Annotated in this window: 12 protein-coding genes; all 12 read right to left on the bottom strand. The window is 69.5% G+C overall.

The annotated features are described in order from the left end of the window. Positions 1 to 87: 87 nt before the first annotated feature. The 12 genes from metK to pyrR all read right to left on the bottom strand — a co-directional run bounded on the left by metK (position 88) and on the right by pyrR (position 12,991). Positions 88 to 1,323: a methionine adenosyltransferase gene (metK, locus tag QWJ39_RS10605; RefSeq protein ID WP_290257755.1), complete on the bottom strand. Its 1,236-nt coding sequence runs from the start codon at positions 1,321 to 1,323 to the stop codon at positions 88 to 90. A 78-nt stretch (positions 1,324 to 1,401) separates the two neighbouring features. Next, positions 1,402 to 2,688, bottom strand: coding sequence for a bifunctional phosphopantothenoylcysteine decarboxylase/phosphopantothenate synthase (locus QWJ39_RS10600; RefSeq protein WP_290257753.1), 1,287 nt, complete (start codon positions 2,686 to 2,688; stop codon positions 1,402 to 1,404). A gap of 26 nt (positions 2,689 to 2,714) precedes the next feature. Continuing rightward, entirely contained in the window at positions 2,715 to 2,978 is a 264-nt protein-coding gene (gene rpoZ, locus QWJ39_RS10595; RefSeq protein WP_138769242.1) for a DNA-directed RNA polymerase subunit omega, read from the bottom strand. Between the two features lie 44 nt (positions 2,979 to 3,022). After that, entirely contained in the window at positions 3,023 to 3,592 is a 570-nt protein-coding gene (gene gmk / locus QWJ39_RS10590) for a guanylate kinase (protein WP_290257752.1), read from the bottom strand. A gap of 19 nt (positions 3,593 to 3,611) precedes the next feature. Continuing rightward, the gene (mihF, locus tag QWJ39_RS10585) at positions 3,612 to 3,944 is read right to left on the bottom strand and encodes an integration host factor, actinobacterial type (protein WP_290257751.1); all 333 of its coding nucleotides are present in this window, start codon (positions 3,942 to 3,944) and stop codon (positions 3,612 to 3,614) included. 115 nt (positions 3,945 to 4,059) lie between these two features. After that, positions 4,060 to 4,926 carry an orotidine-5'-phosphate decarboxylase gene (gene pyrF, locus QWJ39_RS10580; RefSeq protein WP_290257750.1) on the bottom strand — a complete coding sequence of 289 codons (867 nt, stop codon included), beginning with the start codon at positions 4,924 to 4,926 and terminating at the stop codon, positions 4,060 to 4,062. Then, a complete protein-coding gene (carB, locus tag QWJ39_RS10575; RefSeq protein WP_290257749.1) occupies positions 4,919 to 8,242 on the bottom strand; it encodes a carbamoyl-phosphate synthase large subunit in 3,324 nt (1,107 codons plus the stop codon). Before carB ends, pyrF begins: the two co-directional genes overlap by 8 nt. Further along, positions 8,242 to 9,429, bottom strand: coding sequence for a glutamine-hydrolyzing carbamoyl-phosphate synthase small subunit (carA, locus tag QWJ39_RS10570; protein ID WP_290257893.1), 1,188 nt, complete (start codon positions 9,427 to 9,429; stop codon positions 8,242 to 8,244). Before carA ends, carB begins: the two co-directional genes overlap by 1 nt. Positions 9,430 to 9,517: 88 nt before the next feature. Beyond that, on the bottom strand, positions 9,518 to 10,036 hold the full coding sequence (locus QWJ39_RS10565; RefSeq protein ID WP_290257748.1) for a hypothetical protein: 519 nt from the start codon (positions 10,034 to 10,036) through the stop codon (positions 9,518 to 9,520). Further along, positions 10,036 to 11,385: a dihydroorotase gene (locus QWJ39_RS10560; protein ID WP_290257747.1), complete on the bottom strand. Its 1,350-nt coding sequence runs from the start codon at positions 11,383 to 11,385 to the stop codon at positions 10,036 to 10,038. The genes QWJ39_RS10565 and QWJ39_RS10560 overlap by 1 nt, the downstream gene beginning before the upstream one ends. Continuing rightward, positions 11,385 to 12,383 carry an aspartate carbamoyltransferase catalytic subunit gene (locus QWJ39_RS10555; protein WP_290257746.1) on the bottom strand — a complete coding sequence of 333 codons (999 nt, stop codon included), beginning with the start codon at positions 12,381 to 12,383 and terminating at the stop codon, positions 11,385 to 11,387. The genes QWJ39_RS10560 and QWJ39_RS10555 overlap by 1 nt, the downstream gene beginning before the upstream one ends. Further along, positions 12,380 to 12,991, bottom strand: coding sequence for a bifunctional pyr operon transcriptional regulator/uracil phosphoribosyltransferase PyrR (gene pyrR / locus QWJ39_RS10550; RefSeq protein ID WP_290257745.1), 612 nt, complete (start codon positions 12,989 to 12,991; stop codon positions 12,380 to 12,382). Before pyrR ends, QWJ39_RS10555 begins: the two co-directional genes overlap by 4 nt. Positions 12,992 to 13,109 lie beyond the last annotated feature (118 nt).

Here is a 13,109-nt window from a genome sequence, read left to right as displayed (position 1 = left end):
CGGCCGAAAGGGCGGGTTAAAGCATGTAGCCAGGCCGCCGGTTGGCGGCCTGGCTACAGCACATCACAGAGCACTGACAATGTGGAATCAGGCGTTGAAGAAGGCCTTCAGCGCGTCCACGCGGTCCAGCCGCTCCCAAGTGAAGTCCGGTTCGTCGCGGCCGAAGTGGCCGTGCGCGGCGGTCTTGGCGTAGATCGGGCGCTTGAGGTCGAGGGCATCGATGATGGCGCGCGGGCGCAGGTCGAAGATCTCGGAGATCGCCTCGCTGATGCGCGCCGGGTCCACGGTCTCGGTGCCGAAGGTTTCGACGTAGGTGCCCACGGGGCGGGCCTGGCCGATGGCGTAGGCGATCTGGATCTCGGCACGGCGGGCCAGGCCGGCGGCAACCACGTTCTTCGCCACCCAGCGCATGGCGTAGGCCGCCGAGCGGTCCACCTTCGACGGATCCTTGCCGGAGAAGGCGCCGCCGCCGTGGCGGGCCATGCCGCCGTAGGTGTCGACGATGATCTTGCGGCCGGTCAGGCCGGCGTCGCCCACCGGGCCGCCGATCACGAAGGCGCCGGCGGGGTTGAGGATGTTGCGCGAGCGGGAGGTGTCCAGGTTGGACATGGCCATCACCGGGTTCACCACCTGCTCGGCGAGGTCGGCCCGGAGCTGGTCAAGGCTGGCGCCCTCGGCGTGCTGGCTGGAGATCACGACGGTTTCAAGCGAGACCGGGCGATCGCCGTCGTAGCCCACGGTGACCTGGGTCTTACCGTCGGGGCGCAGGTAGTCCAGCTGGCCGGACTTGCGGACCTCGGTGAGGCGTTCGGAGAGCCTGTGCGCCAGCCAGATCGGGACCGGCATGTAGGAGGGGGTCTCGTCGCTGGCGTAGCCGAACATGAGGCCCTGGTCGCCGGCGCCCTGGAGGTCGTAGTCGTCCTCCTGGCGGCCTTCGCGGGCCTCGATGGAGTTGAAGACGCCGCCGGCGATGTCGTTGGACTGCTGGCCGATGGAAACCGAAACGCCGCAGCGGGCGCCGTCGAAGCCGTTGGCGGAGGAGTCGTAGCCGATGCCCAGGATCGTCTCGCGGACGATCTGCGGGATCTCGACGTACGCGTCGGTGGTCACCTCGCCGGCAACGTGGACCAGGCCGGTGGTGGCGAGGGTTTCGACGGCGACCCGGGACTCAGGGTCCTTGGCCAGCAGGGCGTCGAGGATGGCATCGCTGATCTGGTCACAGATCTTGTCCGGGTGTCCCTCCGTCACGGACTCGGAGGTGAAGAGCCGGAGCGAGGCGGGCGTGGACCCGTGGAAGTCTGGGATGTGCAGCGGTAAAGTCACTCAACTACCTTACTGGTTGGGAACGGGCATACGGCGGCGCGTGACCTCCGGTGAGGGAGACCTTGCTAACGCCGGGTGTCAGCCGGGCGGTTGCACCCGGCTCAGCTCGGCGCTGACGCGGTCGATCACGGCAGCAGCGACATCGGACTTGCTGCCCGACGCCTCTTGGGGTTCGGAGCCGGAGCGGGCGAGGATGACTACGGAATTGGTGTCCTGGCCGAAGACCTCGTCGCGGCCCACCTGGTTGACCACCAGGAGGTCGCAGCCCTTGCGCCGCAGCTTGGCCTCGGCGTACTCGAGGACCCCGCCGTCGGCGTCGCCGGTCTCGGCGGCGAAGCCCACGATCAGCTGGTTGCGGGATGCGGTGTCGCGGACCTCCACCAGTTCCTTGAGGATGTCCGGGTTGCGGACCAGGGAGATGACCGGGTCGGCGGTGTCGTCGCGTTTCTTGATCTTGGTCGCAGAGGTTTCGGCCGGGCGGAAGTCGGCGACGGCGGCGGCCATGATGATGACGTCCGACTCGGCGGAGGCGCGCAGGGCGGCCTGCCGGAGTTCCAGTGCGGTTTCCACGCGGACGACGTCGACCCCCTCGGGCGCGGGGACGTCCATGTGCGCGGCGAGCAACCGCACATTCGCGCCGGCGTCGCGGGCGGCGGCGGCGAGGGCCACGCCCTGCTTCCCGGAGGAGCGGTTGCCGAGGAAGCGGACCGGGTCCAGTGGTTCACGGGTACCGCCGGCACTGATGGTGACCCTGATGCCTGCCAGCGGGGCGGGGCCGGAAGCCGTGGGGCCGGCAGGGCCGGAGGCCGCAGCACGCTCCGGGCCTCCGGGGATGCCGGAGGATTCGGCCAGCGCCATGGCGGCGGCGAAGATCGCGGCGGGTTCGGGCAGCCGGCCGGGGCCGGAGTCGGCGCCGGTGAGGCGACCTGAGTCGGGCTCGAGAACGGTGATGCCGCGGGAGCGCAGGGTCTCGACGTTCGCCTGCGTGGCCTGGTGGCGCCACATCTCGGTGTGCATGGCGGGGGCCATCAGCACCGGGCCGCCGGCCATCAGCAGCGTGTTGGTGAGCAGGTCGTTGGCCTGCCCGGTGGCGGCGCGGGCCAGCAGGTCCGCGGTCGCCGGGGCCACCACGATCAGCTCCGCCTCGTGGCCGAGCCGGACGTGGTTGACGGTGTGCACGTCGTCGAAGACGCTGTTGCTCACCGGATGCCCGGAGAGGGCCTCCCAGGTGGCAACCCCCACGAACCGGGTGGAGGCGTCGGTGGGGATGACGGTGACGTCATGACCGGCTTCAGTAAAAAGCCGGAGGAGCGATGCCGCCTTGTAGGCGGCAATCCCTCCCCCGACTCCGAGGACTATGCGCACGTGACCTCCGTCAGGCAGCAGAGCATTTACTCTGCGGCGGCCTCGATCGGCGTGGAAACGAGCTTGCCTTCGTTGATCTCGCGCAGGGCGATGGACAGCGACTTCTCGTTCAGCTTGGTGTCGACCAGCGGGCCGACGTACTCGAAAAGGCCCTCGTGCAGCTGAGCGTAGTAGGCGTTGATCTGGCGGGCACGCTTGGCACCGAAGATCACCAGGCCGTACTTCGAGTCGGCTGCCTTCAGCAGTTCGTCGATCGGCGGGTTGATGATGCCTTCAAGGTTCGTGGACACGAATTCTCCAAATTCTTACGGGCCGATACGTCCCGCGGCCGAGGTTACGGGTTCGGGGTCAGCCCCATGAGTGAAACAAGCTCGTCAGCTGCACGGCGAACGTCGTCGTTGACCACGGTGTGGTCAAACTCCGGTTCAGCAGCAAGTTCTAGTTTAGCGGTTTCCAGCCTTTGCTGCTGTTCTTCCGCGGATTCCGTGCCGCGGCCCACCAGGCGGCGGACCATTTCGTCCCAGCTCGGCGGGGCCAGGAACACGAACTGAGCGTCCGGGACGGCCTGCTTGACCTGGCGCGCGCCCTGCAGGTCGATCTCCAGGAGGACGGAGCGTCCCTCGGCGATGGCGGCGTCGACGGTGGAGCGGAGGGTGCCGTAGCGGTTGCGGCCGTGCACCACGGCCCATTCCAGCAGTTCGCCCTTCGCCACCAGTTCGTCGAACTCGTCGGCGGTCTTGAAGAAGTAGTGCACGCCGTCCTGCTCGCCCGGCCGCGGTTCGCGGGTGGTGGCGGAGACCGAGAGCCAGACGCCGGGGTAGTTGTCCCGGATGTAGGTGGACACGGTGCCTTTGCCGACGGCGGTCGGTCCGGCGAGGACTGTCAGTCCGGGTTTCTTGCTCACATATTCCTTTAGCGGTGCTTTATTTCGAACGGGGCTGCTTCTCGTCTATAAAATCTACCAGCGCGGCGCGTTGGTGGATTCCCAGCCCCCGCACCCGGCGGGAGGCCGCGATGCCGAGCCGCTCCATGATCGCCGCGGCACGGACCTGGCCGATGCCGGGCAGGGCCTCGAGCAGTTCCACCACCCGCATGCGGGCCACCGCCTCGTCCGTTTCCGCGGCGCCGAGCAGTTCGGTGATGGACAGCCGGCCCGACTTCAGCCGCTCCTTGGCCTCGGCCCGGGTGACCCGGGCGGCGGCAGCCTTGCGCAGGGCATCGGCACGCTCCTGCGGCGTGAGGGGTCGCAAACTCACTGGGGTCCTCCCTGCGTAGCTGTTCCCGAACCTACCCTTTGGCAGCGTCGGAACGCAATGGAGGACCCCGGCCTCACCGCCCCCGGGACCCACACGGCAGCGGTTCAGCCCGGTGTCAGGCGGACCGCAGCCCGTCCAAAGTGCGCTGGGCCGCGGCCCGCAGGCCGGCGCTGTCCGGACCGGCGGCCAGGATGTCCCGGCTGGAGGTGCCGAGGACCTGGCCGTAGGCGGCACCGAAGGTCCGCTTGAGGTCGGCGGGAGTGGCTCCCTGGGCGCCCAGGCCGGGGGCCAGGATGGGGCCGCGGACGGCCTCCAGGTCCAGGCCGAGGTCGGTCAGGGCCGAGCCGACGGTGGCGCCGACGACGAGGCCCACGGAGCCCATGGCGCCGTCGTAGCGCCGGTTCTCTCCGGCCGCGGCGTTGACGATCCGCCGGGCCACGGAGTCCGCCCCGCCCACATGCTGCACGGAGGCGCCTTCCGGGTTGGAGGTCAGAGCCAGGACGAAGACTCCCCTCCCGGCCTCAGCCGCGAGGTCCAGGGCCGGGCGCAGCGATTCGAAGCCCAGGTAGGGGCTGAGGGTGACGGAGTCGGCGGCCAGGGCCGAGCCGTCCCGCAGCCACGCGTCGGCGTAGGCGGCCATGGTGGAGCCGATGTCGCCGCGTTTGGCGTCGGCGATGCTGAGCACTCCCCCGGCGGTGCATTCGGCGAGGGTGCGTTCCAGCACGGCCATGCCGGCGGAGCCGTGCCGTTCGTAGAGCGCCACCTGCGGCTTCACCGCTGCGGCGAGCGGACCCACGGCCTCGAGCACGGTGAGCGAGAAGCGTTCGACGCCGGCGGCGTCGTCGTTCAGGCCCCAGGCGCTCAGCAGCGCCGGGTGCGGGTCAATACCGACGCAGAGCGGGCCGCGCACGGCCGTGGCCCGGCCCAGCCGGGAGCCGAAGGACTCCCGGCCGGCCGTGGTGTCCGTGCCCTGCTCAGGCATGCTGGGCCGCGGTCCGGGCGGCTTCCTGCGATTCGGCGAGGGCCGCGGCGTGCTCCTGCAGGCTGGTGACGGACCATTCGTAGGTCCGCATCGCCTCGATCGCCTGTACCGCGGCGTTGAACTCGGCCACGGTCGTGATGCAGGGGATGCCGATGGACGTCGCGGCGGCGCGGATTTCGTAGCCGTCGCTGCGGGCCTCGCCACCGGAGGGGGTGTTGAAGACCATGTCGATCTCGCCCGCGACGATCAGGTCCGCGATGGTCCCTTCACCCTCGGCGCTGCTGCCCTCGGCGACCTTGCGGACCGGGGTGGCCTGCAGGCCGTTGCGGCGCAGCACGTCGGCGGTGCCGCCGGTGGAGACAATCTCGAAGCCGAGGTCGGAGAGGCGCTTGACCGCCATGATGACGGCGCGCTTGTCCCGGTTGGCGACGGAGACGAACACCTTGCCCTCGGTGGGAAGGGCGTTGTTGGCCCCGGCCTGGCTCTTGGCGAAGGCGGTGTCGAAGTGCTTGTCGATGCCCATGACCTCGCCGGTGGAGCGCATTTCCGGGCCGAGCAGGGAGTCGACCACCTTGCCCTCTGGGGTCCGGAACCGGCTGAACGGCAGCACGGCTTCCTTGACGGCGACGGGGGCGTCCAGCGGCAGGGTGGAGCCGTCACCGGACTCCGGCAGCATCTTGTAGGCGCTGCGGAGCTGGTTGATGGTGACGCCGGCGCCGATCAGCGCCGCGGCCTTGGCCATCTGCACGCCGGTGGCCTTGGAGACGAACGGCACGGTACGGGACGCGCGCGGGTTCGCCTCGAGCACGTAGAGCACGTCGGAGGCAAGGGCGAACTGGATGTTGATCAGGCCGCGGACGCCCACGCCCTCGGCGATCGCCCGGGTTGCGGTCCGGACCCGGTCGATCACGTTGTTGCCCAGGGTGATCGGGGGCAGCACGCAGGCGGAGTCGCCGGAGTGGATGCCGGCCTCTTCGATGTGCTCCATGATGCCGCCGAGGTACAGGTCCTTGCCGTCGAAGAGGGCGTCGACGTCGATCTCGACGGCGTCCTCGAGGAACCGGTCGATCAGCACCGGGTGGTCCGGGGTGATCTCGGTGGCATTGGCGATGTAGCGGGAGAGGTTGGCCTCGTCGTAGACGATCTCCATACCGCGGCCGCCCAGGACGTAGGACGGGCGGACCAGGACCGGGTAGCCGATCTCGTCGGCGATCTTCTTGGCGTCCTCGAAGGACACGGCGGTGCCGTTCTTCGGGGCGATCAGGCCGGCCTCGTCAAGGACGCGGGAGAAGGCGCCGCGGTGCTCGGCCAGGTCGATCGCCTCCGGGGAGGTGCCGAGGATCGGCACGCCGGCGTCGGCGAGCTGCTGGGCGAGCTTGAGCGGGGTCTGGCCGCCGAGCTGGACGAAGACGCCCATGACGCCGCCGGTGCGTTCCTCGGCCGCGATGACTTCGAGGACGTCCTCGAGGGTCAGCGGTTCGAAGTAGAGCCGGGTGGAGATGTCGTAGTCGGTGGACACAGTCTCCGGGTTGCAGTTGACCATGACGGTCTCGTAGCCGGCCTTGCGCAGCGCCATCGAGGCGTGGACGCAGGAGTAGTCGAACTCGATGCCCTGGCCGATCCGGTTCGGACCGGAGCCGAGGATGATGATGGAGGGCTTGGAGTGCAGCGCCACCTCGTCTTCCTCGTCGTAGGAGGAGTAGTGGTACGGGGTGTACGCGGCGAACTCGGCGGCGCAGGTGTCCACGGTCTTGTACACCGGGCGGATGTCCAGGGCCTGCCGGACGCCGCGGACCACGGCCTCCGGGTTGTGCGTCAGGGCGCCGATCTGGGCGTCGGAGAAGCCGTGCCGCTTGGCGCGCTGCAGCATCTCCTTGGTCAGGGCGGTGGACTGGCGGATCTCGAGGGAGATCTCGTTGAGCAGCTGCAGCTGGTCCAGGTACCACGGGTCGATCTTGGTGGCCTCGAAGAGCTGCTCCACCGTGGCGCCGCCCAGCAGGGCGCGCTGGACCTGGTGCAGGCGGTCGGTGGTGGGGCGCTTGGCCTTCTCGACCAGTTCCGCAACCTCCCACTCCGGGACCGGGGTGAAGTCCAGCTGCGAACCCTTCTGCTCCAGGGAGCGGAGGGCCTTCTGCAGGGCCTCGGTGAAGTTGCGGCCCATCGCCATGGCCTCGCCCACGGACTTCATGGTGGTGGTCAGGGTGGGGTCCGCGGCCGGGAACTTCTCGAACGCGAAGCGCGGGACCTTGACGACGACGTAGTCCAGGGTCGGCTCGAAGGACGCCGGGGTCTTCTGCGTGATGTCGTTCGGGATCTCGTCCAGGGTGTAGCCGAGCGAGAGCTTGGTGGCGATCTTGGCGATCGCGAAGCCGGTGGCCTTGGAGGCCAGGGCCGAGGAGCGGGAGACGCGCGGGTTCATCTCGATCACGACGACGCGGCCGGTGTCGGGTTCGACGGCGAACTGGATGTTGCAGCCGCCGGTGTCGACGCCGACCTCGCGGATGACGGCGATCGCGATGTCGCGCAGCCGCTGGTACTCGCGGTCGGTCAGGGTCAGGGCCGGGGCGACGGTGATGGAGTCGCCGGTGTGGACGCCCACCGGGTCGAAGTTCTCGATCGAGCAGACCACCACGACGTTGTCGTTCTTGTCGCGCATCATCTCGAGCTCGTACTCCTTCCAGCCGAGGATGCTCTCTTCGAGCAGCACCTCGGTGGTGGGGCTGTACTGAAGGCCCTGGCCGACGATGCGGCGCAGGTCGCCCTCGTCGTAGGCGAGGCCGGAGCCGAGGCCGCCCATGGTGAAGGAGGGCCGGACCACCATCGGGTAGCCCAGGTCTTCGGCGGCCGTGAGGGCCTCATCGATGGTGTGGATGATGTGGCTGCGGGCCGATTCGGCGCCGCAGCGCTCCACGACGCCCTTGAACTTTTCCCGGTCTTCGCCGAGCTCGATCGCGGCGATGTTGGCGCCGATCAGTTCGACGTTGTACTTCTCCAGGACGCCGTTCTTGTCCAGGGCGATCGCGGTGTTCAGCGCGGTCTGGCCGCCCAGGGTGGGCAGGACGGCGTCGGGGCGTTCCTTGGCGATGATTTTCTCGACCACTTCGGGGGTGATCGGTTCGATGTAGGTGGCGTCGGCGAACTCCGGGTCGGTCATGATGGTGGCCGGGTTGGAGTTGACGAGGATGACGCGCAGGCCTTCGTCCTTGAGGACGCGCAGTGCCTGGGTGCCGGAGTAGTCGAATTCGGCCGCCTGACCGATCACGATCGGGCCGGAACCGATGACCAGGACGCTCTTCAGGTCAGTTCTCTTGGGCATTACTTCTTGTCCTCAGTCTTGGAGTCGGTGGAGGTCGTGGTGCCGGCGTTCGCGGCCGCGGTCTTCGTGCTCTCCATCAGGTCGATGAAGCGGTCGAAGAGGTAGGCGGCGTCGTGCGGGCCGGAGGCCGCCTCGGGGTGGTACTGGACCGAGAAGGCGGGGATGTCGAGGCAGTTCAGGCCCTCGACGACGTCGTCGTTGAGGCTGACGTGGCTGACCTGGACGCGGCCGAAGCGCTCCTCGGGGGCCACCGTGTCGCCCGCCAGCGGGGCGTCGACGGCGAAGCCGTGGTTCTGCGAGGTGATCTCGACCTTGCCGGTGGCGCGGTCCATGACCGGCTGGTTGATCCCGCGGTGGCCGTAGCGCAGCTTGTAGGTGCCGAAGCCGAGCGCACGGCCGAGGATCTGGTTGCCGAAGCAGATGCCGAAGTAGGGCAGCTTGGCGTCCAGCACGGAGCGGAGCAGGCCCACCTGGGTGTCGGCGGTGGCGGGGTCGCCGGGGCCGTTGGACATGAAGACGCCGTCGGGGTTAACGGCCTTGACGTCCTCCAGGGTGGCGGTGGCCGGCAAGACGTGGACCCGGACGCCGCGCTCGGCGAACCGGATGGGGGTCATGCGCTTGATGCCAAGGTCGATCGCGGCGATGCTGAACCGCGGCTCGCCTTCCCAGCCCCAGTCGGCGGGCTCGACCGTGTAAGCCTCGTCGACGCTGACCTCCTCGGCCAGGCGGGAGCCTTCCATGGGGGCGCTGGCGAGGACGGCGTCGACCAGTTCCTTGTCCGTCGCGCGGGCGGCGTCGCCGGAGAAGATGCCGGCGCGCATGGTCTTGTGTTCGCGCAGGTGGCGGGTGATGGCGCGGGTGTCCACGCCCTGGATGCCGACGACGCCCTGCTCGGTGAGCTCCTCGTCCAGGCTCCGCTCGGAGCGCCAGTTGGAGGGGCGGCGGGCGGCGTCGCGGACGACGTAGCCGGCCACCCAGATGCGGCGGGACTCGGCGTCGTCCTTGTTGACGCCGGTGTTGCCGATGTGAGGCGCGGTCTGCACCACGAGCTGGCGGGCGTAGGAGGGATCCGTAATGGTCTCCTGGTAGCCGGTCATGCCGGTGGCGAAGACGGCCTCGCCGAGGGCGGTGCCGGTGGCGCCGTAGCTGCGGCCGCGGAAGATGCGGCCGTCCTCGAGGACAAGCACGGCGGGCTCCGGCGCGGCGGGGACGCCGGCGGCGGTCCCGGACTCGGACTTGTCTTGCTCTGTTGCGATCACTGGTTGCGTCACGTCGTTACTTTCCACTTTCGGCTTCTGCCTGGGGGGCAGCGGAGATCAAATCATTGAGAACGGTCAGGAGGGCGGTCTTGTCCTCGGCGCGGCGGCTGCGGAATCCGGTGTCCAGCTCGCGGGTCCCGAGCATCCAGCTCAGGACCAGGAGCCCGTCCTGTTCCACGAACTTGCCGGCCATGCCGCTTTCCTGGCGGACGCCGGTGAGGCGTTCCACCGGGATGAAGAGCGGACCCGCGCCGGCGCGGTCGAACAGGACGCCGTCGCGGTGCACGGAGAGGCCGGCGTTGGTGCGCAGGCCCAGCCCGTGGACGGCGATCCGGTCCAGCCAGTCCCCCGCGGTGGTGGTGGCCACGTACTGGCCCTCGGCCTCGGCCAGGGCAGGGCCAAGCGCGTCGGGGGCCTCGGGCAGCGCCGGGATGTCCGCCTGGCGTCGGAGCCGGTTGCGCCAGCCCAGCCCGATCAGCAGCAGCGCCACGGCCACCAGGACCAAAACCAGGAGCAGGGAGAGTTCCTTGACCATCAGGGGCGCCCCGCCGTGTCCGCGGCGTCCCAGCGGTAGGGGGTGTTCAGCGCGCCGTCGAGGACGGTCGGGTGGCCGTGCAGGAAGGTGGCCATCACCTTGCCCGGGAGTTCCCGGCCGGCGAATGGAGAGTTGCGGCCCATGGTTGCCATCTTAGAAGGGTCAACGCTCCAGCGCGCAGCCGCGTCCACCAGGATGACGTTCGCGGGTTCCCCGGCCTCCAGCGGCCTACCCTGGTCTTCCACCCGGCCGATCGCGGCGGGCGTGGTGGAGGTCACGCGGGCGAAATCGGCCCAGTCCATCAGGCCGGTTTCGATCATGGTGTGCTGGACGACGGAGAGGGCGGTCTCCAGCCCGGTCATGCCCATGGCCGCCTGCGCCCACTCGCACTCCTTATGCTCGCTGGGGTGCGGGGCGTGGTCGGTGCCGACCACGTCGATGGTGCCGTCGGCGAGAGCGGCGCGCAGGGCCTGGACGTCCTCGTCGGTGCGCAGCGGCGGGTTGACCTTGTAGACGGGGTCGTAGCTGCGGACCAGTTCGTCGGTGAGCCAGAGGTGGTGCGGGGTGACCTCGGCGGTGACGTTGATGCCGCGGGACTTGGCCCAGCGGATGATCTCGACCGACCCGGCGGTGGAGACGTGGCAGACGTGCAGGCGGGAGCCGACGTGCTGGGCCAACAGGACGTCGCGGGCGATGATGCTTTCCTCAGCCACGGCGGGCCAGCCGGCGAGGCCGAGGACGGCGGAGACGGCGCCCTCGTTCATCTGGGCGCCGGCGGTGAGCCGGGGTTCCTGCGCGTGCTGGGCGACGACGCCGTCGAAGGCCTTGACGTATTCGAGGGCGCGGCGCATCAGGACCGGGTCGCTGACGCAGATGCCGTCGTCGGAGAAGACCCGGACCCGGGCGCGGGAGTCGGCCATGGCGCCGAGTTCGGCGAGCTGTTCCCCGGCGAGCCCGACGGTGACGGCGCCGACCGGGCGGACGTCGGCCCAGCCGGCGGTACGGCCCAGGCTGAAGACCTGTTCGACGACGCCGGCGGTATCCGCGACGGGGTTGCTGTTGGCCATGGCGTGGACGGCGGTGTAGCCGCCCAGGGCGGCGGCGCGGGTGCCGGTTTCGACCGTTTCGGCGTCCTCGCGGCCGGGTTCGCGCAGGTGGGTGTGGATGTCCACCATGCCCGGCAGCGCGACGAGGCCCTGCGCGTCGATGACGGTGGCGCCGTCGTCGTTGGCGAGGTCGGTGCCGCGGGCGGCGATGACGCCGTCGCGGATCAGCAGGTCCTCGGCCGGGCCGCCGAGGATCGAGGCGCCACGGATGAGGTAGCTGCCGGTCTGGTGCTGCGGTGCCATCAGTGGTTCTCCTTGGCGTGGGTGCGGGCTGGCTCGCGGGTGTCGCCGGAGAGCAGCAGGTACAGGGCGGCCATCCGGACGGACACGCCGTTGCGGACCTGGGCCAGGACGGTGGAGCGCGGCGAATCGGCGGCGGCGGAGGAGATCTCCAGGCCGCGGTTCATCGGGCCGGGGTGCATGATGATGGTGTCCTTCAGGCCCAGGGTGTCCAGGGCGCGGAGGCGGTTGTCATCGAAGCCCCAGCGGCGGGAGTACTCCCGGGTGGTGGGGAAGAACGAGGCGTTCATCCGCTCCCCCTGGACCCGGAGCATCATCATCGCGTCGACGCCGCCGGCGAGGGTCTGGTCCAGGTCGTAGCTGACGGTGCAGGGCCAGTGTTCGACGCCGATGGGCAGCAGTGTGGGCGGCGCGACGAGGGTGACCTCTGCGCCGAGGGTGCGCAGCAGCCAGACGTTGGAGCGGGCCACCCTGGAGTGCAGGACGTCGCCGGCGATCGCGACGCGCATCCCGGTCAGGTCCGCCCCGGTTGAGGGGATGCCGGCGAGCTTCGACCAGTGCCGGCGCATGGTGAAGGCGTCCAGCAGGGCCTGGGTGGGGTGTTCGTGCGTGCCGTCGCCGGCATTGATGACGCCGGCGTCGATCCAGTCGGTGGCGGCGAGCCGGTGCGGGGCGCCGGAGGCCCAGTGCCGGATGACGACGGCGTCCGCGCCCATCGCGGCGAGGGTCTGGGCGGTGTCCTTGAGTGATTCGCCCTTGGAAACGGAGGAGCCCTTCGCGGCGAAGTTGATCACGTCCGCGGAGAGCCGCTTGGCGGCGGCCTCGAAGGAGATGCGGGTACGGGTGGAGTCCTCGAAGAAGAGGTTGACCACGGTGCGGCCGCGGAGGGCGGGGAGCTTCTTGACCTCGCGGTCGCCGACGGCGGACATTTCCTCGGCGGTGTCGAGGATGCGGATCGCGTCGGCGCGGCTGAGGTCCCCGGTGGAGAGCAGGTGCCTCATGCGGTGGCCTCGACGGCTGCCTCGATGACGACCTCGTTGACGGGGCAGCCGTCCGCGGTGTCGGTTTCCTCGAGCCGGACCCGGACCTTCTCGGCGGAGGAGGTCGGCAGGTTCTTGCCGACGTGGTCGGCGCGGATCGGCAGTTCGCGGTGGCCCCGGTCGATCAGGACGGCCAGGCGGACAATCCTCGGCCGGCCCAGGTCCACGAGGGCGTCGAGGGCGGCGCGGATGGTGCGGCCGGAGTAGAGGACGTCGTCGATGAGGACCACGACCTTGTTGTCGATGCCGGTGCGCGGGAGTTGCGTGGGGTACGGGGGCCTCGTGGGCTGGTGGGAGAGATCGTCACGGAACATGGTGACGTCGAGTTGGCCGACGATGGCGGCGGGATCCACGGACGGATCGGCGGCGGCAATTTTCGCGGCGAGCCGGACGGCCAGCGGATAGCCGCGGCGCGGGATACCCAGCAGGACCAGGTCCTGGGAGCCCTTGTTGGACTCGAGAATTTCGTGGGCTATACGAGTGAGTGCCCGGTCGATGTCGGCCTGGCTGAGCACGACGCGGCTCAGCTGAACCGTCGCCGGTACCGGTGATTCCGGAACAGAAGTCATCGCTCGTCTCCCCTTTCCCCGCCTCACGGGACGGAATTAAAAAAGGAACATTTGCTCTTTCAAATTACCACACGGGCCCCGGCCGTTCGGGCCTCCGGGACGCGGTGTGCATCACACC

The organism is Arthrobacter sp. YD4, assembly GCF_030410515.1.
Lineage (GTDB): Bacteria > Actinomycetota > Actinomycetes > Actinomycetales > Micrococcaceae > Arthrobacter.
Note: the sequence above shows the minus strand (reverse complement) of the source record. Positions and strands in the feature narration are given on the sequence as shown.

What these genes read in the sequence shown, in the direction of transcription:
- pyrF (WP_290257750.1), bottom strand. Translation starts at nt 4,926, where the DNA reads ATGCCTGAGCAGGGCACGGACACCACGGCCGGCCGGGAGTCCTTCGGC.
- carB (WP_290257749.1), bottom strand. Translation starts at nt 8,242, where the DNA reads ATGCCCAAGAGAACTGACCTGAAGAGCGTCCTGGTCATCGGTTCCGGC.
- QWJ39_RS10565 (WP_290257748.1), bottom strand. Translation starts at nt 10,036, where the DNA reads ATGGTCAAGGAACTCTCCCTGCTCCTGGTTTTGGTCCTGGTGGCCGTG.
- QWJ39_RS10560 (WP_290257747.1), bottom strand. Translation starts at nt 11,385, where the DNA reads ATGGCACCGCAGCACCAGACCGGCAGCTACCTCATCCGTGGCGCCTCG.
- QWJ39_RS10555 (WP_290257746.1), bottom strand. Translation starts at nt 12,383, where the DNA reads ATGAGGCACCTGCTCTCCACCGGGGACCTCAGCCGCGCCGACGCGATC.
- pyrR (WP_290257745.1), bottom strand. Translation starts at nt 12,991, where the DNA reads ATGACTTCTGTTCCGGAATCACCGGTACCGGCGACGGTTCAGCTGAGC.